The sequence below is a fragment of the Deltaproteobacteria bacterium genome (assembly GCA_016709225.1).
Classification (GTDB): Bacteria; Myxococcota_A; Polyangia; order Nannocystales; family Nannocystaceae; genus Xiheibacterium; species Xiheibacterium phototrophicum.
Genome location: JADJEE010000001.1, coordinates 2,419,492 through 2,442,081 on the forward strand (window position 1 = coordinate 2,419,492; position 22,590 = coordinate 2,442,081).

Here is a 22,590-nt window from a genome sequence, read left to right on the forward strand (position 1 = left end):
AGGCTACTTCGCGGCCGCGGCGTAGACCCCGAGCAAGCACATCTCGTTGCTGGTGCCCAGGCCGGGCGCGACCGGTGACTGCCGGCTCGAGGTGTCCCACTCGCAGGTGATCTCGAGCTGGTCGGACGGCGAGAGCAGGATCGGGGTGTCGTACATGAACGCCTGCTGCCAGTTGAAATCCCAGCGGTCGACGTAGAGGCCGCACGACTCCGCGTCGTCGCCACTGCGCTTGATGGTCACCTGCATGCGTCGCCCGAGCGCGTGCATGTGCGGCAGCATGCCGAGCAGCTCGACCTGCGGCCACGCGCTGATGCGGCTGTCCCACTCGCGCAGGGGCGCCCGCCACTGCCACACCGTCGAGCTCTCGCCGGGCGGCAGCGTCACGCCGCCGCCGTTGAACAGCGTGGCCAGGAAGCGATCGTCGAGCGCGTTGACGGCCTCGCGCTCGACCTCGTCGACCATCGACAGGCGCAGCTCGCTCTGATCGCTGCCGCTGCCGGCGGCGAGGTTGTAGTGCATCTGCAGCACCAGCACGTAGCCGGGGTCGATGCGGATTCCCGTGCCGGCCGGGAAGTTGAAAGCGCCGCCGCCGGGCGCCCACGTCACCGGGGTCCCCTCGACCAGCACGCCGTTGCCAGCGGCACCGAAGCAGTCCCAGCCCGGCTGATCAGGGGTGCCGTCGTCGAGCGACTGCATCAGGCTGCCGTTGGTGCCGCCCAGTGGCGTGGTCGCGCTGGGGTCGACCAGGAAGCCGATCATGTGGTGGGTGACCTGGGCGTTGCCGGGCACGACCTCGTATCCGATGAGATAGCGCGCGGTGTCACCGACCTGCGGATCGACCAGGAAGCACTGGTAGTCGTCGGCCGGCCCCGCGTCGTCGGCGACCGGCGCGTAGCCGGCGGGACTCTTCAGTGTGACGATGTCGTCGCCCGCCAGCTGCTCGGGTGCGGGCGGCTGCGGGCGCGCGAGCGTGGCGTCACCCTCCGGGGCGCCGGCGTCGGCCCAGCGCTGCAGCAGATCGATCTCGTCGTCGGCGAGCCAGCGCGCGTTCGCGAAGGTGTTGCACTCGCCGGTGTTGCTGGCGACGAACGGCGGCATCTGCCGTGCGGCCGTGCTCGCCGCGATCGAGGGCGCGAGCGCGGCCGCGGTCGCGTAGTCGGTGAGATCGAACGGACCGATGCCCTCGGCGACGTGGCAGCCCTGGCAGTGCTGGGCGACCAGCGGCAGCACGTCTTCGTAGAATCGCGGCGCATCGTCGGGGACGCCGCTGCCGCTCGAGCCGGCATCGGTCGCGACCGCGGTGGTGCCGGTGTCGTCGGCGGTCGCGCCGCTCGAGTCGTCCTCGCCGCTCGCCGGCGCGGGCGCATCGGTGCAGGCGGCGAGCGAGGCGAGCACGAGCAGGGCGCGGCGGGTCGTCGGCATCACAGGGGCCAGCATGCCGTGCCGCACGGCCTGCGTGCCGCCCTTGCGCTGACCCTCGCGCGTGAAGCCACTCACGTCAGAAGAACACCGAGGCCCCCAGGCGGATCGACAACACCAGCACGTCGGCGGCCTTGGCCCAGTCGGTGTCCTGTCGATCGGGGTTCTCGAAGGTGCGTCGGGTGTGCGGCGCGAGGTAGTCCATGTCGAGCCCGAGGTCGACCGAGAAGAAGTCGACCGGAAACAGGTGCACGCCGCCGCCGACGCCGACGTTCGGGAAGATGATGTGGTTCGTCACCCGCTCGACGTTCTGGTCGCCGTCGATGTCCTCGCCGTGGGTGTCGGTGCCGCCACCGAAGCCGACCCGGCCCTCGACGTAGGGACGCACCCAGCGACCCGGCAGGAACATCCAGTGGAAGTACGGCACCAGCAGCCCGGACGAGGTGGTGGACTTGCCGTTGCGGTCGCCGACGTCGTTGCCGTCGACGAGGATCGCCGCACGGGCGCCGACCACCGCGCGGTCGCGCAAGAACACGTAGCCGAAGCCGACGCCGAAGACGTTGCGCGGCGCGAAGCCGTCGGTCGGCTTGGGGCGCCCGACGCCGAAGCCGATCGTGTTGATGCGGTCGTTGGGGTCGTTGGGATTGCCGCCGTTGGCGTTGACGTGGCTGAAGTCGAACAGGCTGAAGTCGAAGTGCAGTCGGAACCGCTTGTCCTTCGCCCCCTGCACGTTGGGCGCAGCCTCGACCGCGAGTGGTGCGAGGGCCACGGTGGCGAGCACCGCTGCGAGCGTGGCGCCGTGGCGGTTGCGACCGCGGGCCCAGCTGCGCAGGGGCATGGTCCGAGAAGCTCGACGACGAGCACGGGCGAACAGATCCATCGCGCCCGACGATGCCACGGCATAGCCCCCCGCGAAACGCGGAATCCGGCGCGCACGACAGGCGCGTGGAGCTCGCGACGCGGTTGTGGTGCTATCTTTGAATGGCCTGCGCGAAACCGGTCCAACCGGCGAGCGCACGCGTCTCACCTTGGTCTCGGGAGCTCGTCCTTGCCCCACCTTCGCGTCGCCCCGTGGTTGCTCGTCCCTGCAGCGCTCTCGCTGTTCGCCGGCGTCGCGTGTGGCACCGACATCCGCGACGAGCCCGCAGCAGCGACCGGCGTGAGCCTCGGCAGCGTCGGTGACACCGACGGCGGCACCACCCTCGGCACCGGCACCGGCGGCGTCGACAGCTCGGGTGGTGGCGCCAAGTTCGACGTCGCAGCGACCGACGGCATGGCCAGCGACTCGAGCCCCGTCGATCTCTGCAAGGTCGTCGACAACATGGACGCCGTGGGCGACTGCGAGAGCGAGGCGCCCCCGGACAGCTTCACGCCCGAGGTGCAGTGGAGCTTCGGGGCCAACGAGCAGAGCTGGGTGACGCCGCTGGTCGCCAACTTCACCGACGACAACGGCGACGGCGCCATCGACCTGTGCGACGTGCCCGACGTGGTGCTGATCTCCAACGCCGGCATCAGCTACGGCACCACCTGCTTCGTCCACATCCTCGACGGCGAGACCGGCGTGGAGCACTTCTCGATCCTCCCCACCGAGTCGGTCTCGTGCACCGCCACGCCGGCGCTGGGCGACATCGACGGCGATGGCTTGCCCGAGATCGTCGCGATCTGGAACGCCGGCGGCGTCTTCCGCCTCAAGGCGTTCGAGCACGACGGCACCGTGAAGTGGGCCAACGCCACCGACGGTGACGCCGCGGCGCAGTTCTACCGCGAGTCGGGCGCCGTCGCGTTGCACGACCTCGACGCCGACGGCGACGTCGAGATCGTCTTCAACCACGAGGTCTACGACCACCTGGGCACGCTGCTGTGGCAGTACCCCAACCCGTCGCCGGGCGAGCTCGAGGCCAGCACCGCCGCCGATCTCGACGGCGACGGCACGATGGAGGTCATCACCGGTCACTCGGCGTACCGCGCCGGCGGGCAGGTCTACTTCGAGAACTACCCCACCATCACCGCGCAGTCGATCCCGCAGGTCGGCAACCTCGACGACGATCCGCAGCCGGAGATCTTCGTGACCTCGGGCACCGGGCTATGGATGGTCGAGCACGACGGCCAGATCAAGTACGGCCCGGTGACGCCGACCGGCGTGGCGGCGAGTTCGTACCTGGTGTGGCAGCGCCCCGGCACCATCCACGACTTCGACGGCGACCAACGCTCGGACTGGGCCAGCTCGTCGCAGTCGGCCTATGCGGTCTACAAGGGTCCGAGTGCCGCCGACGTGCTGTGGCAGGTCATGGTCGCGGACTTCTCGGGCGCGGCCGGGGGCACCGCGTTCGACTTCCTCGGCGACGGCATCGCCGAGGCGATGTACGCCGACGAGCAGGCCTTCAACATCTACGACGGCCTCACCGGCGCCGTGCTGCTGACGATCCCCCGCGGCAGCCCGACCATCAGCGAGTACCCCGTGGTCGCCGACATCGACAACGACGGCTCCGCGGAGATCCTCGTGGTGTCGTCGACGGGTCTGCCCGCACTCCAGGCGATCCGCGACGTCGACGACCGGTGGATCCAAGCCCGCCGCATCTGGAACCAGCACGCGTACTACGTGACCAACGTGCGCGAGGACTCGACGATCCCGCAGCACGTGGTGCCGAGCTGGCAGGCACTGAACACGTTCCGCACCAACGCGCAGATCGAGAACGGCGGCGTGTGCGATCCGGTGCCGCCGGGCTAGCTGCTGCTGCTGCTGCCGTCGCTGCTGCTGCCGCTGCTGCTGCTGCTGCTGCTGCTGCTGCTGCTGCCCGGCGTCTCCGCCACGCACGTCCGTGCGAGCCCATCGCCCGCGAGATCGCCGTACCACCGCCCCGACGGACACCGCGTGTTGGTGAAGCTGCACCAGCCGTCTGGCTCGCACACACCCGGCTGCACGTCCTCGATGGTGCACTCGTAGTCGTGGCGGCATTGCCACGTCACCGGCTTGCACGCCGGCGCCGCGGCAAGCCCGATCCCGAAGCCGATCGTCGTGGCGAGTGCGCGCACCATCGTGGGCGTCGACAGCTTAGCGCGGACGCGCCGACAGGTACTGGTTGGGCCACACGACGCCGCGGTAGCCCTGCTCGGCGGCCGCGTGCAGCGTGAAGTACGGGTCGAACAGGTGCGGTCGTGCGAGCGCGACCAGGTCCGCGCGCCCCGAGGCCAGCAGGGTGTTGACGTGGTCCCAGCTCTGCACGTTGCCGACCGTGATGGTCGGGATGCCGACCTCGCGTCGCACCAGCTCGCTCCACGGCGCCTGGTACATGCGGCCGTAGATCGGCTTGGCCTCGCGCACGGTCTGCCCCGTCGAGACATCGAGCACGTCGCAGCCGTGCTGCTTCAGCGCGGTGGCGATCGCCAGCACGTCGTCGTCGGTGATGCCGCCCTCGGCCCAGTCGCATGCCGAGATCCGCACCGACATCGGGCGGTCCTGCGGCCACACCGCGCGCACCGCATCGAAGACCTCGAGCGGGAATCGCAGCCGCTGCGCAATGGTGCCGCCGTAGTCGTCGTCGCGGCGGTTGGTGAGCGGCGACAAGAACGTCGAGAGCAGGTAGCCGTGGGCCATGTGCAGCTCGAGCAGATCGAAGCCGGCCGCGAGCGCGCGCGTGGTCGCAGCGACGAAGTCGGCCCGCACCGCGTCCATGTCGGCGCGGTCCATCGCCTTGGGCACCACGCCGTCTTGCAGGTAGGGGATCGCCGAGGCCGCCAGCAACGGCCAGCCGCCCGCGAGCGGACGATCGTCGCCCTCCCACGGCAGCACGCAGCTGCCCTTGCGGCCGGCGTGCCCGAGCTGCACACCGATCTTCGCCGCGGCGTTGGCATGCACGAAGTCGGTGATCCGACGCCACGGCGCCACGTGGGCGTCGTCGTACAGCCCGGTGCAACCCAGGGTGATGCGCCCGTCGGCGCTGACGTCGGTCATCTCGGCCATCACCAGGCCTGCGCCACCGATTGCGCGGCTGCCCAGGTGCACGAGGTGCCAGTCGTCGGGGCTGCCGTCACGCGCGGAGTACTGGCACATCGACGACACCACCACGCGGTTGGGCAGCGTCAGACCGCGCAGGCGCAGCGGCGTGAACATCGGCGGTGGCGTCGCCTGATCGAGCCCGACCCCGGCCTGGTGCGCGAAGTGGCGGTCGACCTGCGCCACGAACTCGGGGTCGCGCAGACGCAGGTTGTCGTGGGTGACCCGCTTGCTGCGCGTCATCATGCCCATCGTGAGCTCCAGCGGATCGGCGTCGCGCAGACGATCGATGTGCTCGAACCACGCCTGGCTGGTCTCGGCGGTCTTCTGCAGCTTCGCGACCTCGACCCAGCGCGCGGCCTGGTAGGCCGCCAGCGCGCTCGGCACGTCGCCGTGCTCCCGCAGCGCGGCGACCAGCGCGATCGAATCTTCCATGGCGAGCTTGGTGCCCGAGCCGATCGAGAAGTGGGCGGTGTGGGCGGCGTCGCCGATCAGCACCACGTTGCCGTGGTGCCAGGTGCCGTTGCGGACCCGGCGGAAGTTGATCCACTCGCTCTTGTTGGTGAGCAGCCGCGCGCCCGCGAGCTCGGCCGCGAAGGTGCGCTCGCACCACGCCACGCTGTCGGCGACCGACATGCGATCGAACCCCAGCGCCCGCCAGGTGCGCTCGTGGGTCTCGACGATGAAGGTGCTGTGGGTCGCGTCGAACGGGTACGCATGCACCTGCACCAGCCCGAACTCGGTGCGCGTGATGAAGAACTTGAACGCGTCGAAGGCTCGATCGGCGCCGAGCCAGATGAACTTGGCTGCACCGGGCACGATGTCGGGGCGGAAGTGCTCGGCCATCGCGGTGCGCGTGCGGCTGTTGATGCCGTCGGCGGCGACCACCAGGTCGGCGTCGCCGAACGCCTCGGGGCCCGGCACTTCGTGCTCGAAGCGCAGCTCCACGCCGAGCTCGACGCAGCGCTGCTGCAGGATCGTCAGCAGCCGCTGCCGCGCGATGCCCGAGAAGCCGTGCCCGCCCGAGTTGATCACGCGGCCGCCGAAGTGGGTGTCGATGCGATCCCAGTGCACGAAGCCGTCGGTGATGCGCTGGTGGGTCTCGACATCGGCCTGCAGGAAGTTGCCGAGCGTCTCGTCGGAGAACACCACGCCCCAACCGAAGGTCTCGGCGTCGCGGTTGCGCTCGACCACGACGATCTCGTGGGACGCACCGCTGCGCCGCAGCAAGAGCGCGAAGTACAACCCCGCAGGACCACCACCGATGACTGCAATCTTCACGTCGTTGCCCTCGTTCTTCGGGGCGTGATGGTAGCGGCCGGGCGCCACGGCTGTCGCGATGCGGCGGGGGGATCGGGCGGCACAGCCTGCGCGCACTCGCGTCGCGCGGGTGAGAACCTTCACGCCTGACGCGCGAGCACGGCGCGGGACGGCCAGCACGCGTCGCACCCCACGCGGCCGCGCGGGCGTCAGGCCTCGAAGCCGCCGCCGCCGATGAACTCGCGGAGGATCGAGTTGGGCGGCACGTGGTCGGGATAGATCGTGACGAACTGATCGAGCAGCTCGAGCAGGCGGAACGCGGTGGCATAGCTGGCGTGGGCCGGTGGCACCTCGAGCAGGTAGCGCTCGGCGTAGACCCGCAGCACCGCGGGCTCGTAGATGAGCGACGAGTCGAACACCGCGTGCGCGCGGCCCTGGTGGGGGAAGATGTGGCGGCGCTCGCCGTCACGCACCGAGGGCCAGCGCGCGATGGTGGCGGCCGCGTCGGTGCTGCGGCCGTGACGATCGCGGACGATGCGACGCAGCAGCCGTAGATCCGAGGCATGCAGGCGTGTGAGCGCGTCGAAGGGCAGCTGCGCCAGCGGGTTCACGAAGATGCGAAAGATGCGACGCTCGTCGACCGCGCCGAGCAGCGCGGGGTTCAGGCCGTGGATGCCCTCGACGAGCAGGACCTCGGTGCCACCGAGGTGGATCTCGGGGCCACCGGCCGGAGCACTCTGCCCGGTGTGGAAGTCGTAGCGGGCGGTGTGCACGTGCTCGCCGTCGAGCAACGCCCGCACGTGGTCGCGCAGCAGGTCGAGGCGGAGCGACGAGAGCGCCTCGAAGTCGTAGTCGCCGTCGGAGCCGCGGGGCATCGCGTCACGATCGGCGTAGTAGTCGTCGAGCGAGAGGCCCTTGGGCACCACGCCGTCGACCTGCAGCTGCACCCGCAGTCGCTCGATGAAGGTGGTCTTGCCCGACGACGACGGGCCTGCGATGCAGACCACGCCGATCTCGCCGCGCCGCGCCGCGATCGCGTCGGCGATCTGGCCGATGCGCTTCTCCTGGTAGCCCTCCGCCACGCGGATCAGCTGCGACACGCGACCACCGATGCACGCGCGGTTGAGTGCCGCCACGCTGCGGGCCCCGAGCGTGTCGAGCCAGTGCAGATGATCGCGCAGCGCCGGCGCACCGGCGCGCGCGGCCGCACAGGCGGCGGCCTGGCCGGCGGGCGCCAGCGGTGCCGGTGCGTCGCCGCGATCGGACGCGGGGTCGATGACCCCGTGCACGAGCAGGAAGCCGTCGAGATCGGGCAGCAGACAGAACTCGCCGAGCATGCCGGTACGGGGCGCGAGCGCGCCGAAGCGCGGCGCGAACACGCGACCGTAGGACGACATCGCGACCGCGGCGTGGCGGCGGGTCTCGAGCAACGCCGCGGCGTCGTGCCAGCCGGCCGCGCGCAGATGCTCCCGCGCGTCCTCGACCGACCACCACTGCTCGAGCAGCGGCAGATCGCGATCGACCAGCGCGATCATCTCGCCCGTGAGCGCCGCGACCAGCAGGTCGAGCGGCTCCGTGGCGCCCGCGACCGCGACCGCGACTGCGTAGCCGTGCGAGTGCTCGATCGACAGCCGCACGCCCGGCCGCGCCCGTGCGGCGGCTTCGAGCAGCAGCAACCCCACGCTGCGTCGGTGGATCCGCGCGCCCTCCCAGTGCCCGGTGGTGATCGGCGCGAGCTCGGCGTCGGACCACACGCGCGTCACCAGCGAGTACGGCCGGTGGTCGATGAGCCCGGCGACGGTGAGCTCGCCGTCGACCTCGGCGGGTAGGAGTTCCCCTAGTGGGGTCCCCGCGCGAACCGTGTGCGCGCCGCCATCGCGTCGCACGGTGACGTGGGTGCGGCCCGCCGGGCCGGGTGGGGACACGCGATCGAGCGGTCGATCCATGGCGTGGTCGCAGTCTCGCACGAACCCGCGGCGGTCGACGTGGCGCTCGTGCGTTCGCGTGGGTGCGGCGGTACCGAGGCGGTGGCCGCCGACGCGCGGACGTTGCCGATGCCCGAACCGCGGTGCTAGCCTTCCCCCCACGTGGTGGACTCGTTGCGTGGCGCGGTCGTGTTCCGGATGGTGCTCGGCGTGGCGGCATCGTGCGCGCTGACGGCTTGTGACAGCCAGCACGGGACCACGCCGTCCGACGACGGCTGGCAGCTGGTCCAGCGTGACCTGCCGGGCGCGCTGCTCTCGGTGTGGGGCCGTGCCGACGACGACGTCTGGGCCGTGGGCGCGGACGCGCGCGATGGCAGCGGCCCGCTGGTGCTGCACTTCGACGGCGACGCCTGGACGCGGGTGTCGACCGGGCTCACGCAGGGCGATCTGTGGTGGGTGTTCGGCACCGGCGATGGCACGATCTACTTCGGTGGCAACGGCGGCGTGATCGTTCGGCACCGCGCCGACACCTACGAGGTCATGGACACCCCTGGCACGGGCACGGTGTACGGCATCTGGGGCGCAGGCCCGGATGACGTGTGGGCCGTCGGCGGTGACTCGGACGCCAGCGGTGGCTTCGCGTGGCGGCTGGTCGGCGACGGCTGGCAGGCCGAGGCCTCGCTGCCGGCCGACGTGCCCACCAACGCGGCGCTGTGGAAGGCCTACGGCACCGCCGCCAACGACGTGTGGCTGGTCGGCAGCAACGGCGTGTCGCTGCACTGGGACGGTGCCGCGCTGACGCCGGGCGACACCGGCGTGGGCTCGTCGCTGTTCACCGTGCACGAGCACGGCGGGCTGTGGGCGGCGGTCGGCGGGCTCGCCAGCGGCATCATCGTCGAGTCCGACGACGGCACGAGCTGGCACGACGTGACGCCAACGCCCCCGCCGATGGGCCTCGCCGGTGTCACGCTCGGCGACGACGGCACCGGCGTCGCGGTTGGGTTCGAAGGAACGGTCTACATCCGCCATCAAGGCATGTGGGTTGTCGAGGATCCCGGACTGCGCGTGCGTCAGAGCCTGCACGGTTCCTGGATCGATGAAAGTGGCGGACTCTGGGTCGTCGGCGGGCAGACGCTGACGTCACCGCTGTCCGAGGGCGTGTTGTTGCACCGCGGCGCCGCGGTGCCCGAGGGAGGCATATAGCGATGCGACGTGGCTTGATGCAGCAATGGGTGTGGTGCTTGGCGTGCGCAGCCGCGGCCGGCTGTGACGGCGGTGACGACGAAGACGTCGATCGCTCCTGTCGCAACCTCGCCTCGGGGGCGGCCTGCACCTGGCTCGGCATGGCCGAGGAGGGCTACAACGGCGACGGCGAGCACCGTCGCAAGACCTACGTGAACCAGCCCCAGGACCTGCTGTTCCTCGACGACGGCACCGCGTGGTTCACCGACTTCAACAACTTCCTGGTCCGTCGCGTGCTCCCCGACGACAGCGTGGAGAGCATGGTCGGCTCGGTCGATCCGCTGTTCCCCGGCGACGGCCCGTTCGACGGCATCCGGCCCGAGGGTGCCGAGGGTCATGACTGGCTGCTCAACCACCCCACCAACCTGCTGCAGGAGAGCAACGGCAACGTGCTCGTGGTCGCGTGGCACAACCACAAGCTGCTCGAGGTCGACGCCGACACCGGCTACACCAAGGTCATGTGTGGCGGCGGAGCCGGCTTTGCCGGCGACGGCGGACCCGCGGCGATGGGCGCGTTGTTCCGCCAGGTCAACGACGCGACCTACGATCCGGCCGGCAACCTCTACCTCGTCGATCAGCAGAACGGACGCATCCGCCACATCGATCCGGCGGGTGTCATCGAGACCATCGCGGGCGACGGCATGATCGGCACCAGCGGCGACGGCGGCCCAGCTCTGATGGCGCAGTTCTCGTGGCAGCGCGGCTCGAACCCCAACCCCAGCGGTGGGATCCTCTTCCACGAGGGCAAGCTCTACATCACCGACACCGACCAGCACACGATTCGCGTGATGGACCTGGCGGCCGGCACGATCGATCGCCTCGCCGGCACCGGCACCGCGGGGGACAGCGGCGACGGCGGGCCCGCGACCATGGCCCAGCTCCGCAGCCCCCGCGATCTCGAGCTCGGCCCCGACGGCCAGCTCTACTTCGCGGACACCGACAACGGCAAGGTCCGCGCGATCGATCTGGTCAGCGGCACCATCCGCACGGTCGTCGGGACCGGTGAGCTCGGCCTCGACGAGGACGACGGCCGGCCTGCGACGCAGACCCGCCTGCGGCGTCCGTTCGGCATCGCCTTCGATCCCGAGGGCAACCTCTACGTGATGGACACGCTCAACTCGCGGATCGTGAAGGTGGCCAAGTGAACGCGATCAAGCCGACCCTGCTCCTGTCGCTCGCGCTCGGCGTCGTCGCCTGCGAAGAAGAGGCGAAGCACTGCAACCCCGACGTCGTGGGCGACATCTGCACCATCATCGGCAGCGGCGAGAACGGCTACGACCGCGAGGCCGACTCCACGGTGTTGCCGGCGCTCGCGGCCAAGTTCGCGCTGCCGCAGGACACCTTGACCGCGCCCGACGGCAGCATCTACGTGCTCGACTGGAACAACCACCGCCTGCGTCTGTTCGACCCCGACGCGCGCACGGTCGAGTGGGTCGCCGGTCGCGGCGAGCTGGGCGGCAGCCTCGACGATCCCGCGAACGGTGACTTCAACCACCCCACCAACATCATCTTCGACCCGAGCGGCGATTCGATCGTGATGGCGGCGTGGCACAACAGCAAGATCCGCATGATCGATCGCGCCACCGGTGCCGTGACCGACGCCTGTGGCGACGGCAAGCGGGCCTACTTCGGCGACGACGGCCCGGCCAGCACGGCCTCGCTCGACCTGCCGGCTTCGATCGCCTACGACCCCGAGGGCAACCTCGTGATCATGGATCAGGCCAACCAAGTGCTGCGCGCGGTCGACCACGCCGGCAACATCTCGAAGCTCGCCGGGCGCTGCATCATCGACGCGCCCGCGCCCGGCGGCCCCGGGCCCTGCCCCGACGGCGAGGAGCCGGTCGAGTGCCCCGGCGGCGACAACGGACCCTCGGGCAAGTACACCTGCGGCGATCCGATGATGTACTGCGGCAAGCCGTGCACGCCGGGCTACTCGGGCGACGACATCCCCGCCAGCGAGCTGCGGATGTCGCAGCCGTTCGGGCAGTCGGCGTCGCCGGCGGGCCGCATCGTGTTCTCGCCCACGGGTGAGCTCTACTTCGCCGACACCGGCAACCACCTCATCCGTCGCATCGACGCCGACGGCGTGGTGCACCGCGTCGCCGGGCAGCCGCCGAAGGACGGCGCGCCGCAGAGCGGCTACGCCGGCGATGGTGGTCCGGCGCTCGACGCCAAGCTGTCGTTCCCGGTCGACCTCGCGTTCGGCGACGACGGCACGCTGTACTTCACCGACGTCCGCAACCACTGCGTGCGGGCGATCGATCCCAGCGGCACCATCGACACCGTGGTCGGCGTGTGCGGCGAGCACGGCTTCGAAGGCGATGGTGGTCCGGCCGGCGAGGCGCTGCTCAACCTGCCGTTCGGCATCGAGTACGCCGACGGTCGGCTGCTGGTCTCCGACACCGGCAACAACGTCATCCGACAGGTGCCGCTGCCGTGACGCGAGGTGGTGGACGACCGCTCGCACTGGTCCTCGCCGCCCTGGCGGCGCTGGCCGGTGCGTGCGAGCCCGACCCGCATGCGCCGCCCGCCCCCGAGCCGCTGCTGCCCGAGGACTGGGCCGCGCGCTACACCGAGGTACGGCCGTGCATGCCGAGCGGCGATCACGATCTCGACAACGTGCGGATCGTGGTCGACGACGCGGCGCTGGGGCCCTACCTCGATCGCGACGCACCGTTCCCGGTCGGCGCGGTGGTGGTGAAGCCGCAGTACGACTTCGGCGACACCACCTGCAGCGGCGACATCGTGCGCTGGACGATCATGGTCAAGCGCGAGGCTGGCAGCGCGCCCGACCAGCTCGACTGGCACTGGCAGACCATCGATCCCGATCGCACCGTCGTCGACGAGGACCTGCCGCGGTGCATCGCGTGCCACACCGGCTGCGGCGTGCCGCCGGACGGCTACGACGGCACCTGCGCGATCCTGCCGTGAGCGCCCGCCGCGGCTACCGCAGGTCGATCCGTCGCACGCGCGAGTTGGATTGGTCGGCGAGCAGCAGCCACGCGCCGTCGTCGTCGCGGGCGAGCGACACCCGCGCGAGGTAAGCGAAGCTCGCGTCGATGGCGGGGCCACCATCGCCGCCGCTGCCCTCGCGACCGTCGCCGGCGACGGTGGTGATGACGCCCGCGTCGTCGACCCGTCGGACGCGGAAGTTGCCGCGATCGGCGACGAACAGCTGCCCGCTGTCGTCGTCGAACGCGACGCCGTAGGGCTGCGACAGCTGGGCCGCGCGGGCGGGGCCCTGGTCGCCGGCGAAGCCCTCGCCGTGGCCGCCCGCGACGGTGTCGATGGTGCCGTCCGGCGCGACCCGGCGCACCGCATGGTTGAAGGTATCGGCGATGTAGAGGTTGCCGGCGTCGTCGAGCGTGAGCGCGGTCGGCCACTGCAGCATCGCGGCCGTGGCGGGGCCACCGTCGCCGCCGTAGCCCTTCTCGCCGGTGCCCGCGACCGTGGTGACGTTGCCATCGGCGACGCGGCGCACGCGGTTGGCCAGCGAGTCGGACACGTAGATGCTGTCGTCGGGCGCGACCACGATGCCGTCCAGCTGGATGAAGGAGGCCGCGATCGCCGGACCGCCATCGCCTTCGTCGCCGACCACACCGACCTCGTCGGTGCCCGCGATCACCCGGAGCGTGTCGTCGTGCTCGAGCACGATCACCCGCGGGTCGTGGTACGAGACGAACACCACGCGGCCGTCGGCGAGGAAGTCGAAGTCGATGGGGTTCTCGAGTGGGGTCTCGAGCGGCGGCGCGGTCACGTCGGCGACCGCATGGAAGCCGTTGCCGATGCGGGTGTGCAGCAGGCCGGCGTCGTCGATCACCCGCAGCCGATGGTTGTTGAAGTCCATCACCCAGGTGCGCGCGTCGGGGCCCACCCGCGCGGCGGACGGCAAGAACAGATCGCAGGCGGTGGCCTTGCGACCGTCGCCGTCGAAGCCCAGCTCACCGGTGCCCGCGACCGGACACACCGCGCCCGCGCGCGCGTTGCAGGGCGGCTCGGCCTCGCAGGCCGCGAGCAAGAGCGCGGCCGCCGGGATCACGCGCGCAATCACGGCGCGTCCCCGTCGTCGACCAGCGTCTTCCAGTCGAGCAGGTTCCACGAGTTCACGCCGTGGTTGTGGATGTGCACCTGCAGCTCGGTGCCCTCGGGCAGCTCTTCGTCGATCTCGAGGTCGCCGCGGAACATGCCGTAGGGTCCGGGGATCGCGGCTGTGGTGTGCCAGAGGATCTCGCCGTCGATGGCGACGCCGACGAAGCCTTCGCTGGGCATCGGCGCCTGCAGCTCGTCGTGCCAGCCGCGGATGCCGAGCACGTCGCCGACCCGCAGCACCGACGCGCTCGGCTGGGCGACGGTGGCGTAGTCGCACAGGCCGGTCTTGATCTCGAACGACAGCCCCAGCTGTTCGATGCCGACCCCGGTGGGGTCGCAGGTCACATCGGCGGGGCGCATGGCCGCGAAGGCATCCTGCGCGGGATCTTCGACCCGTCGCCAGCCCCCGAACGGCGCCACCAGCCGCGGCTCGGCTGGCGGCGGGGTCGGCTCGGCCGGACACGCGGCGGCCAGCCATGCCACTGCCACCAGCTCCACGCCCGCCACCGGGTGCCGCCATCGTCCCAGCCCTGCCACCACTTCTCGAAGCAAGCATAGCGTCGAACCCTCGGCGCGTGCGAGGTCCGGGGAACGCGTGCGAGCCCGAGAGCGCGCTCGCGACGACGGGCGCGGCCCCCACCATCGTGCGCGAGGCCGGAGCAGCGGGCGAGGACCAAGGGGGGCGCGCCCGTCGTATGCTGGGCGCGGCTTGCCCCGCTCGGACACACGCCTGCTCGCCGCCGTGGTGTGCTCGGGCTTCGCTGCGCTCGGCTACGAGATCGTGTGGACGCGGCTGCTGACGCCGATGCTCGGCAGCGAGACCTTGGGCGTGCTCGCCACCTTGGCGGGCTTCTTCGGCGGCATGGCCGTGGGCGCGCTCGCGCTGCACCGACGCGCGGCCATCGGCGCCGATCCGCTGGGGCTGTTCGTGCGGCTCGAGCTGGCCGCGGCCGCGTTCGCGATCGTGAGCCCGTACCTGCTGCACGCCCTGGGCGAAGCGATCCCGCGGTGGATGGGCCCGCACGCCGGTGATCAGGGCAACCCTGGTGTGCTCGCGGCCGCGATCGCGATCGCTGCGCTCACGATGATGCCCGGCACGCTGTGCCTCGGCGCGACGTTGGCGTGCGTGACCGAGGCCCGTCGTCGCGCGTGCGTCGGCGACGACGATGGCCGCGGCGTCGCGCGGCTGTACGGGGCCAACACGGCAGGCGCGGTGCTCGGCGCGCTGCTCGGCGTGCACGTGGTGGTGCCGACCCTGGGCCTGGGCGGCGGTGCGATCGCGCTGGCCTGTGCGGGCGCGGGCGCGGCCGCGCTGGCGCGCAGCTGGGGTCGTCAGCAGCCGGCCGCCCGCGCGCCGCCGAAGCACGACGAGGCCCCAGCGATTTCGGCCGAGCGCGACCCCGATCCCGATGCCCGCGAGCCGCTCCCGCTGCTGGTGCTGGTGTTCGGTGCCGGCATGGTCGGCGTGGGCCTCGAGGTCATCGGCACGCTGGTGCTGTCGCAGCTGTTCGAGAACACCATCTACACCTTCGCGAACGTGCTCGCGGTGTTCCTCGCCGGCACCGCGATCGGAGCCTGGGCGTGGGGCGCCCGCGGCCCCGCGCTCGCCCACGGACGGCCGGCGACCGCGGCCGCGGTGCTGCTGCTGGCGCTGGCGCTGTCGACGGTGGTCGCCGCGATCGCGCTCGCGCAGGCCGATGCGATCGTGCAACAGCTCGCCCCCGACGGATCGAGCGCGTCGCGACACCAGCTGGCAGAGCTGACCGCGGCGGGCTGCGTGTTCGGGGTGCCGACCGTGTTGATGGGCGCGCTGTTCAGCCACACGATGGGCCTGGTCGCGCCCTCGGGGCTCGGTCGCGCCTATGCGCTCAACACCGTCGGCGGTGCGATCGCACCGTTCGTGTTCGGGGTCTGGGCGCCGATCAGCCTCGGCTATCGCGACGCGTTCTACCTGGTGGTCTACGCCTACCTGCTGGTGTTCGGCGTGTTCACGTGGTTCCGCCGCTTCCGCCCGCTGCAGCAGATCGGCGCGATCGTGGTGGTGGTGGCCGCGACCGCGCTGGGCCCGAGCTCGATGGTGTTCGTCGCCCCGGACGAGGGCTGGCGCGTGATCTCGCAGCGCGAGAGCGCGATGGGCCTGGTGGTGGTGAGCGAGCGCATCGAGCCCGAGCGCAGCGACGCCAAGCGCAGTGGCGCCACGCCGCTGCGCCGGCTGCAGATCGGCAAGCACTTCCGCATGGGTGGCGCGCTGTCGTTCGGCGAGCGCCGCATGGGCCAGCTGCCGCTGCTGCTCGCGCCGCAGGCCAAGACGGCGCTGTTCCTGGGCCTCGGCACCGGCGCGACGCTGGGTGCGGTGCGCAGCTTCGATGGGCTCGAGCGCATCGATGCCGTCGAGCTGTCGCCGGCCGTGCTCGATGCGCTGCCGAGCTTCGCGAGCACCAACGCCGACGTCACGAACGACCCACGCGTGCACCTGGTGGCCGCCGACGCGCGCCGATTCGTCGCCGCCAGCCCCGAGCGCTGGGACGTCATCGTCGCCGACCTCTTCCACCCCGGCATCGACGGCGCCGGCAGCCTCTACGCCCGCGAGCACTTCGAGCACGTGCGCGAGCACCTGCGCGAAGGTGGCCTGTTCGCGCAGTGGCTGCCGCTGCACCAGCTCGACCTGCGCACGCTGCCGATCGTCGCGTGCACGTTCCAGGCGGTGTTCCCCGACGCGCACGCGTTCCTCGGCATCTACAACGTGCGTACGCCTGCGCTCGCGCTGGTCGCTCGCAGCGGCGGCGAGCCGCTGCGCATCGAGGTCGACGCGCTCGCGGCGAAGCTCCGCGCGCCGGTCTACGCCGAGCTGCTGATGCAGGACCCGCGCGATCTGCTGGCCTCGCACCTGCTGGGCCCCGCGGGACTGCGGGAGTTGTGCGGCGACGCGCCGCTCAACACCGATCTGTGGCCGCGCATCACTCTGCTGGCCCCCGAGGTCGCGTACGAGGGCATGGGCACCCACGCCCGCGAGAACCTCGCGCGCGTGCTCGAGCTGCGCGAGCCGTTGGCGCCCGAGCTGGTGATCGCCAGCGACGATCGGCGCGCCGCCGTGCTCGCCGACATCGACCGCTTCGGCGACGCGCTGGCGGCGTACCTGCGCGGTGAGTCCCTGCGCGCCGATGCCGAGGACGAGCACGAGGCCGCCGGCCGCAGCGGCGCGCCGCCCTTCCCGGCCGACGCGATCGCGGCGTGGCGCGAGGCCTTCGCGGCTGCGCCCGAGTTCACCGCCGCGCGCGGCATGTTGGTCGAGGCCGCGCGTCGCGACCCTGCGATCGCGGAGCAGGTGCTGCCCGAGCTGCTCGCGGCGCTGCCCGACGACCAGCGGCTCTGGCAGCTGTGGCTCGCGCACCTGCGTGCCAGCGGTGACACGGCGCGCTTCGAGGCCGCGCTGGCCGAGGCCAAGGCGCGCTTCGAACCGCAGGCGGGGCCGTGACGCGGGCGAGAGTGGCACTCACAGGTGCTCGGCGACCCAACGCCCCCATGCTCCGCGCGCTGCTCGTGCTCCTGCTCGCGGGCTGCAACGTGGTGCACCTGCACGAGCGCGCGATGATGCGGAGGGCTGCGACGGCCGGCCTCGTCCACGCCGAGCACCGCTTGGGCCGCGATTCCCTCGCGGTGTGGCGCGGCGGTCACGGGCGCCCGCTGCTGCTGCTGCATGGCTTCGGTGCCTCTGCGTTGTGGCAATGGGACCATCAGCTGCGCGAGCTATCGCGCCGTCACGAGTTGGTCGTGCCCGACCTGCTGGGCTTCGGCGGCTCGAGCGGACCGGACGGCGATCCATCCCTCGATCACCAGGTGCGCGCGCTGATCGGTCTGCTCGACGCGCTGGACATCGAGCAAGCCGACGTCGTCGGCGTCTCGTACGGCGGATTGGTCGCCTACGCCCTCGCCGGCGCCCACCCGGACCGTGTCCGACGGCTCGTCATGGTCGACTCGCCGGGCCACGCGTGGTCCATCGACGATCATCGCGCGATGCTGGGACGCTTCGCAGCAGAATCGGCGGCCGCGCTGTTGGTGCCCGATACGCCCGCGGGCGTCCGCACCCTGGTCGGCATCGCATCGCATCGTCCGCCGCGGCTGCCCGATGCGGTCGCGCGTCGTGTCGTCGCCGAGCTCTACGACCCGCATCGCGCCGATCAGCGCGCGTTGCTCGATCACCTCGAGCGCGAGCTCGAACGACTCGCCGCGACGCTCGCTCGGCCCACGCAGCCGACGCTGGCGATCTGGGGCGCGCACGATCCCGTGTTCCCGATCGAGGTCGGCCGACGCCTCGCCGCCGACCTCGACGCGCCGCTGGTCGTCATCCCGCGCGCGCGACACCTGCCCAACGCCGAGCACCCGCGCCGGTTCGTGGCCGAGCTCGAGGCCTTCCTCGACGAGACCGACCGCGAACCCGGCCGCGCACGGTAGCCATGGGACGTGTCGACGCTCTCGTCGGGCGTCACTTGGTCGCGCGCGCCCGGGTTCGCGGCGGAATCGAGCGCATGCGCGGGTTCCCATGACGTGCTCGCGGTCACGACGGTCGCGCAGGCCTCCGAATGCGTCACGGGATCGGGGCTCGCGGGGCCGATACAGGGCAAGAGGACGCCACCGCACCCATGCCGATCAGGATTCCGCATCGCTCCCTCGTGCTGCCGCTGACCCTCGTCGCGTGCATGAACACCACCCGCGACGAGGGTTCGCCGTTCGACGGCGCGGGCACCGACAGCCACGGCCCTGCAGCACCGACCACTGCCTCCGGGTCGCCCTCGGCCGGTGACGACGGCGTCGACGATGGCAGCGACGGTGGTGGCCCACCCAGCCTCGACGTCGGCAGCCCCGAGTCCGGCGACGGCGCGGGCGAAGGCGGCGAGTGTCCGCCGCTGCCAGGCGGCAATGCCGAGCTGCACGGCATCGTCACCGCACCCAACGGCGAGCTTCCGATCAGCGGCGCACTCGTGTGGGTGCAAGACGAGCCACCCGACGGCGTGCCCGACGAGGTCTACTGCCTCGAGTGCATCGAGGTGCCGTGCGACACGCCGCACGCGATCACCGGCGCGGACGGCAGCTTCTCGCTGTCGGCCGTGGCGGGATCGCAGTGGCTGGTCGTGAGCAAGGGCCAGTTCATGCGCGCGACCCCGATCGAACTCGCCGCCGGTGGACAGGCGGCCGCGTCCGAGTCCACCCGGCTGCCCAACCGGCGTGCGCCCGACGAGGGCCAATGGATGCCCAACATCGCGTTGGCGTGGGGTGACTACGATGCGCTGCAGGACGCGCTCGCAAAGCTCGGGCTCGGCGAGCTCGACGGCAGCGGCCAGCACCTCGCACCCGGCACCGAGGCCTTCGACGTCTGGGACAACCATGCCGACAACTTCGGGTCGACGCCGCAGAACCCGATCACGACCATGTCGATGGGCACGCTCGAGGCATTGGTCAGCGACGCCGATGCGCTCTCGAAGTACCACATCGTGTTCGTACCCTGCGCGTCGGGCAACGCTGCCTTCACCCCGGCCCAGCTCGACAACATCCGTGCATGGGTCGCCGCCGGCGGAAAGTGGTACGTCGCCGACTGGTCGCTCGCCTGGCTCGACGAACCTTTCGGGCAGTACCAGACCTTTTGGCAAGACGGCTGGTCGGGAGGTCCCTACCTCGACGCCTTCGACACCAACGGCACCGTGCTCGACGATGCCCTGCTCGCGTGGCTCGACGCGCTACCGCCCTCGCTCGCCGACATCAACCCGCTCAATCCCGGTGGTGGCCACCCCACGCTCGGCCAGCTGCCCCACGTGCCGCTCGAGGATCTGTGGTCGACGATCGAGAGCACACCGCCGGTGCTGGTCGACGATGGCCAAGGCAACATGATCGACGTCGGCCACAAGGTCTGGATCGAAGGCCCCGGCGGCGGCGAGGACGGTGCGCCTGCCGACCAGGCGTGGCCGCTCACGGTCACCGGCGAGTACGGCTGCGGCAAGATCCTCTTCACCAGCTACCACACCACCGAGTGGGAGACCTACGTCGGCCTCTCGCCACAGGAGCTGGTGCTCATGTACCTGATCCTCGAGATCGGTACCTGTCAGGTGCCGCTGCCACCGCCCACGCCGGCGGGCTGACGCGGAGCCAATGTCACCATCGCTTCGGCCGCGGTGCGATGGCTCGCCGGCGTCGCGTCGAACTGGGCATTTGGTCGCTCCGCAACGCACGACCGATGGCGATCGCCATCGGCGTGAGCTGCGGGCGCGCGCCGACGTCGCCCGTCTACCGACTCCCGTCTCCCGTCTGTTGCGGAGCGTTGGTACCCTTCAGGCGTTCGTCCTGCTGAGTTGGATGGGCGCATGACCGAGTCAGTACCCACCCCACCCTTGCCCGTGAGCCGCAAGGCCGACGACGCAAGAGGAGCAGGAATGAGACGAATCATTCTGACATTCGCGCTTGGGACCATGTCCTGCGACCACGCACCGAGCGACCATGATGACGGCAACTCGGCGCTCGCGACCGAGACCGGCACGAGTGGCAACGCTACGCCCTGTGACGAGATCGGCGGCACCGTGCCGGCAACCTGTTCCGAGTGGCTCGTGGCTCGATGCGCTGCCCTCACGGCCAGCGAGTGCGAAGGCTTCGCGACGCTCGACACGCCTGCCGGCGAGCTCGGCTGCGCGCTCGCGGAGCCGCTGGTGCCCGGCAACGCCTGCGCCGCCGATCCACCGATCTGCGTGGCCGCGCTGCACACCGGCGAAGGACCCCAAGGGCCGCTGTGGTTCTCCGGCGACGACGTCTATCGCGTCGAGTGTGACGGCACCGCGCTGCCCTGCCCTGCGGTGATCATGCTCGGCTGGTCGGCCTGCGGGATCGAAGCCGGCGCACCCGGGACCTGCGAGTGCACGTAGGAGCGGCGCGTCACCCGGGCAGCGGCTCGCCGTCGCGGTCGACGTGGCGCGTCGCGAGCTCGAGACCGATTCACGGCGCGCCGCGGCCCTCCCTCCACCAACGCACGAGATCGGCGAACGCGCCCGGTGCCTCGGCGATCGCCCGGCGCAGGGTCGCCTCGTCGCACGGCAGCTGCTCGACATGGCCCTCGTCGGACCACTCGACCACGAGCTGACCGTCGCACACCGCGTAGGTCGGGAAGATCCGCCCACCGCCGATCTGGAACCGCTGCCCGTCGTGCAGCGCCGCCAGCACGTCCTCGTACGTCGCGTCCGTCACGGGATCCACGGTAGCGCACCGCCGGCGGTCGCAGGGTCCGGCGGCCCGCGCCCCGGTGGCGCGACACCCGTCGACGCCCGCCCCCGACCGTCACGCGACCGGCTTGGCCATCGTCACCAGCTCTTCGGCCGCGGTGGGATGGATCGCCAGCGTCGCGTCGAACTGGGCCTTGGTCGCGCCGCAGCGCACCGCGACCGCGAAGCCCTGCACCATCTCGGGCGCGTCGGGCCCGACGATGTGCACGCCGAGCACGCGGTCGCTGACGTCGTCGACCACGAGCTTCATCATCATGTGCTGCTCGATGCCGGCGAAGGCCTGCTTCATGGGTCGGAAGCGCGTGCGATAGATCCGCACGGCCCCACGCGCGCGCGCCTGGGCCTCGGTCAGACCGACCACGCCGCAGGGCGGCTGGCTGAACACCGCCGAGGCCACGCCCTCGTGCGCGACCGTGCGCGGGCGGCCACCGAACTCGCTGTCCGCGAAGGCACGCCCATCGGCAATCGCCATCGGCGTGAGCTGCGGACGCGCAGTCACGTCGCCGATCGCGAACACGCTCGGCTTCGAGGTCCGCGACCACTCGTCGACCGGGATGCGCCCCAGCGTGTCGACCTCGATGCCGAGCTCGTGCAGCCCGATGCCCTCGGTGTTGGGCACCCGACCGGTCGCGACCAGCACCGCGTCGGCGGCCATCTGCGCGCCACCGGCGAGCTGCAGCTGCAGCCCGGCGGGCGTGGCCGTGATCGACTGCAGCTCCTCACGCTCCACGATCTCGATGCCCCGCAGCGCGAGCTGCTGCTGCAGGTGCGTGCGCACGTCGTCGTCGAAGCCGCGCAGGATGCCCTCGCCCCGCACCAGCATCACCACCTCGGAGCCCATGCCGCGGTAGATGCCAGCGAACTCGACCGCGATGTAGCCACCGCCGACGATCACCACGCGCGCCGGTAGGCTCTGGCGATCGAGCGCGTCGTCGGAGTTCATCGCGTGCTCGATGCCGGGGATGCCGGGCAACCAGGGTCGCCCACCGGTCGCGACGAGGATGCGCGCCGCGGTGACCTCGCGACCATCGATCTCGACCGTGTGCGGATCGACCAAAACCCCGCGCCCGCGCAGGATCTCGACCCGCGCGTCGCCGAGCATGCGCTCGTAGATGTGCTCGAGCCGCTCGATCTCCGCCCGCTTCGCGACGATGAGGCGCGACCAGTCGAAGCTGCCGTGGGCGTCCCAGCCGAAGCCGGCGGCGAGGTCGAGCTCGCTGCGCACCATCGAGGCCATCACCAACAGCTTCTTGGGCACGCAGCCCCGCAGCACGCAGGTGCCCCCGACCGCACGGTCCTCACAGATCGCCACCTTCGCGCCGTAACTGGCGGCGCGGCGGCTGGCCGCGACACCGCCCGAGCCGGCGCCGATGGTGAGCAGGTCGTAGTCGTAGTGGCGCAT

18 protein-coding genes are annotated in these 22,590 nt (G+C 71.4%); 9 read left to right on the top strand and 9 right to left on the bottom strand.

What is annotated here, in order from left to right:
* Positions 1 to 3: 3 nt before the first annotated feature.
* Both IPH07_09795 and IPH07_09800 read right to left on the bottom strand, forming a co-directional pair.
* Positions 4 to 1,497 (bottom strand): hypothetical protein, encoded by a 1,494-nt coding sequence (locus IPH07_09795; protein ID MBK6917680.1) that lies wholly within the window; start codon positions 1,495 to 1,497, stop codon positions 4 to 6.
* A gap of 1 nt (position 1,498) precedes the next feature.
* The gene (locus IPH07_09800) at positions 1,499 to 2,257 is read right to left on the bottom strand and encodes a hypothetical protein (protein MBK6917681.1); all 759 of its coding nucleotides are present in this window, start codon (positions 2,255 to 2,257) and stop codon (positions 1,499 to 1,501) included.
* A gap of 210 nt (positions 2,258 to 2,467) precedes the next feature.
* Here IPH07_09800 and IPH07_09805 point away from each other — a divergent pair, with 210 nt between their 5' ends.
* Complete coding sequence (locus IPH07_09805) at positions 2,468 to 4,147, top strand: VCBS repeat-containing protein (GenBank protein ID MBK6917682.1); 1,680 nt, start codon at positions 2,468 to 2,470, stop codon at positions 4,145 to 4,147.
* On the opposite strand, the gene IPH07_09810 is transcribed toward IPH07_09805, so the two are convergent.
* From IPH07_09810 to IPH07_09820, 3 genes are all read right to left on the bottom strand, one after another.
* Positions 4,144 to 4,455: a hypothetical protein gene (locus IPH07_09810; GenBank protein ID MBK6917683.1), complete on the bottom strand. Its 312-nt coding sequence runs from the start codon at positions 4,453 to 4,455 to the stop codon at positions 4,144 to 4,146. The genes IPH07_09805 and IPH07_09810 overlap by 4 nt on opposite strands.
* A gap of 16 nt (positions 4,456 to 4,471) precedes the next feature.
* Positions 4,472 to 6,694 (bottom strand): bifunctional salicylyl-CoA 5-hydroxylase/oxidoreductase, encoded by a 2,223-nt coding sequence (locus IPH07_09815; protein ID MBK6917684.1) that lies wholly within the window; start codon positions 6,692 to 6,694, stop codon positions 4,472 to 4,474.
* A gap of 188 nt (positions 6,695 to 6,882) precedes the next feature.
* Positions 6,883 to 8,619, bottom strand: coding sequence for a nucleoside kinase (locus tag IPH07_09820; protein ID MBK6917685.1), 1,737 nt, complete (start codon positions 8,617 to 8,619; stop codon positions 6,883 to 6,885).
* Between the two features lie 144 nt (positions 8,620 to 8,763).
* On the opposite strand from IPH07_09820, the gene IPH07_09825 reads away from it, so the two are divergent.
* Genes IPH07_09825 through IPH07_09840 form a run of 4 tightly spaced genes read left to right on the top strand, consistent with a single transcriptional unit; the run spans position 8,764 to position 12,771 of the window.
* Positions 8,764 to 9,801: a hypothetical protein gene (locus IPH07_09825; GenBank protein ID MBK6917686.1), complete on the top strand. Its 1,038-nt coding sequence runs from the start codon at positions 8,764 to 8,766 to the stop codon at positions 9,799 to 9,801.
* A 2-nt stretch (positions 9,802 to 9,803) separates the two neighbouring features.
* Positions 9,804 to 10,985: a hypothetical protein gene (locus tag IPH07_09830; GenBank protein MBK6917687.1), complete on the top strand. Its 1,182-nt coding sequence runs from the start codon at positions 9,804 to 9,806 to the stop codon at positions 10,983 to 10,985.
* Complete coding sequence (locus IPH07_09835; GenBank protein MBK6917688.1) at positions 10,982 to 12,280, top strand: hypothetical protein; 1,299 nt, start codon at positions 10,982 to 10,984, stop codon at positions 12,278 to 12,280. Before IPH07_09830 ends, IPH07_09835 begins: the two co-directional genes overlap by 4 nt.
* Positions 12,277 to 12,771 carry a cytochrome P460 family protein gene (locus IPH07_09840; protein ID MBK6917689.1) on the top strand — a complete coding sequence of 165 codons (495 nt, stop codon included), beginning with the start codon at positions 12,277 to 12,279 and terminating at the stop codon, positions 12,769 to 12,771. The genes IPH07_09835 and IPH07_09840 overlap by 4 nt, the downstream gene beginning before the upstream one ends.
* 13 nt (positions 12,772 to 12,784) lie before the next feature.
* Here the strand turns inward: IPH07_09840 and IPH07_09845 are convergent, their stop codons facing one another.
* Positions 12,785 to 13,891: a hypothetical protein gene (locus IPH07_09845; protein MBK6917690.1), complete on the bottom strand. Its 1,107-nt coding sequence runs from the start codon at positions 13,889 to 13,891 to the stop codon at positions 12,785 to 12,787.
* Entirely contained in the window at positions 13,888 to 14,436 is a 549-nt protein-coding gene (locus IPH07_09850) for a hypothetical protein (protein MBK6917691.1), read from the bottom strand. The genes IPH07_09845 and IPH07_09850 overlap by 4 nt, the downstream gene beginning before the upstream one ends.
* Before the next feature lie 202 nt (positions 14,437 to 14,638).
* On the opposite strand from IPH07_09850, the gene IPH07_09855 reads away from it, so the two are divergent.
* From IPH07_09855 to IPH07_09870, 4 genes are all read left to right on the top strand, one after another.
* A complete protein-coding gene (locus tag IPH07_09855; protein MBK6917692.1) occupies positions 14,639 to 17,404 on the top strand; it encodes a fused MFS/spermidine synthase in 2,766 nt (921 codons plus the stop codon).
* A gap of 47 nt (positions 17,405 to 17,451) precedes the next feature.
* A complete protein-coding gene (locus IPH07_09860; protein MBK6917693.1) occupies positions 17,452 to 18,381 on the top strand; it encodes an alpha/beta fold hydrolase in 930 nt (309 codons plus the stop codon).
* A gap of 188 nt (positions 18,382 to 18,569) precedes the next feature.
* Positions 18,570 to 20,060: a carboxypeptidase regulatory-like domain-containing protein gene (locus tag IPH07_09865; GenBank protein MBK6917694.1), complete on the top strand. Its 1,491-nt coding sequence runs from the start codon at positions 18,570 to 18,572 to the stop codon at positions 20,058 to 20,060.
* 291 nt (positions 20,061 to 20,351) lie between these two features.
* Complete coding sequence (locus IPH07_09870) at positions 20,352 to 20,834, top strand: hypothetical protein (GenBank protein MBK6917695.1); 483 nt, start codon at positions 20,352 to 20,354, stop codon at positions 20,832 to 20,834.
* Positions 20,835 to 20,904: 70 nt separating this feature from the next.
* On the opposite strand, the gene IPH07_09875 is transcribed toward IPH07_09870, so the two are convergent.
* Both IPH07_09875 and gor read right to left on the bottom strand, forming a co-directional pair.
* Positions 20,905 to 21,153: a hypothetical protein gene (locus tag IPH07_09875; GenBank protein MBK6917696.1), complete on the bottom strand. Its 249-nt coding sequence runs from the start codon at positions 21,151 to 21,153 to the stop codon at positions 20,905 to 20,907.
* A 90-nt stretch (positions 21,154 to 21,243) separates the two neighbouring features.
* Positions 21,244 to 22,590: a glutathione-disulfide reductase gene (gene gor, locus IPH07_09880; GenBank protein MBK6917697.1), complete on the bottom strand. Its 1,347-nt coding sequence runs from the start codon at positions 22,588 to 22,590 to the stop codon at positions 21,244 to 21,246.

What these genes read in the sequence shown, in the direction of transcription:
- IPH07_09800 (MBK6917681.1), bottom strand. Translation starts at nt 2,257, where the DNA reads ATGCCCCTGCGCAGCTGGGCCCGCGGTCGCAACCGCCACGGCGCCACG.
- IPH07_09810 (MBK6917683.1), bottom strand. Translation starts at nt 4,455, where the DNA reads ATGGTGCGCGCACTCGCCACGACGATCGGCTTCGGGATCGGGCTTGCC.
- IPH07_09820 (MBK6917685.1), bottom strand. Translation starts at nt 8,619, where the DNA reads ATGGATCGACCGCTCGATCGCGTGTCCCCACCCGGCCCGGCGGGCCGC.
- IPH07_09830 (MBK6917687.1), top strand. Translation starts at nt 9,804, where the DNA reads ATGCGACGTGGCTTGATGCAGCAATGGGTGTGGTGCTTGGCGTGCGCA.
- IPH07_09860 (MBK6917693.1), top strand. Translation starts at nt 17,452, where the DNA reads ATGCTCCGCGCGCTGCTCGTGCTCCTGCTCGCGGGCTGCAACGTGGTG.
- IPH07_09865 (MBK6917694.1), top strand. Translation starts at nt 18,570, where the DNA reads ATGCCGATCAGGATTCCGCATCGCTCCCTCGTGCTGCCGCTGACCCTC.
- IPH07_09870 (MBK6917695.1), top strand. Translation starts at nt 20,352, where the DNA reads ATGAGACGAATCATTCTGACATTCGCGCTTGGGACCATGTCCTGCGAC.
- gor (MBK6917697.1), bottom strand. Translation starts at nt 22,590, where the DNA reads ATGCGCCACTACGACTACGACCTGCTCACCATCGGCGCCGGCTCGGGC.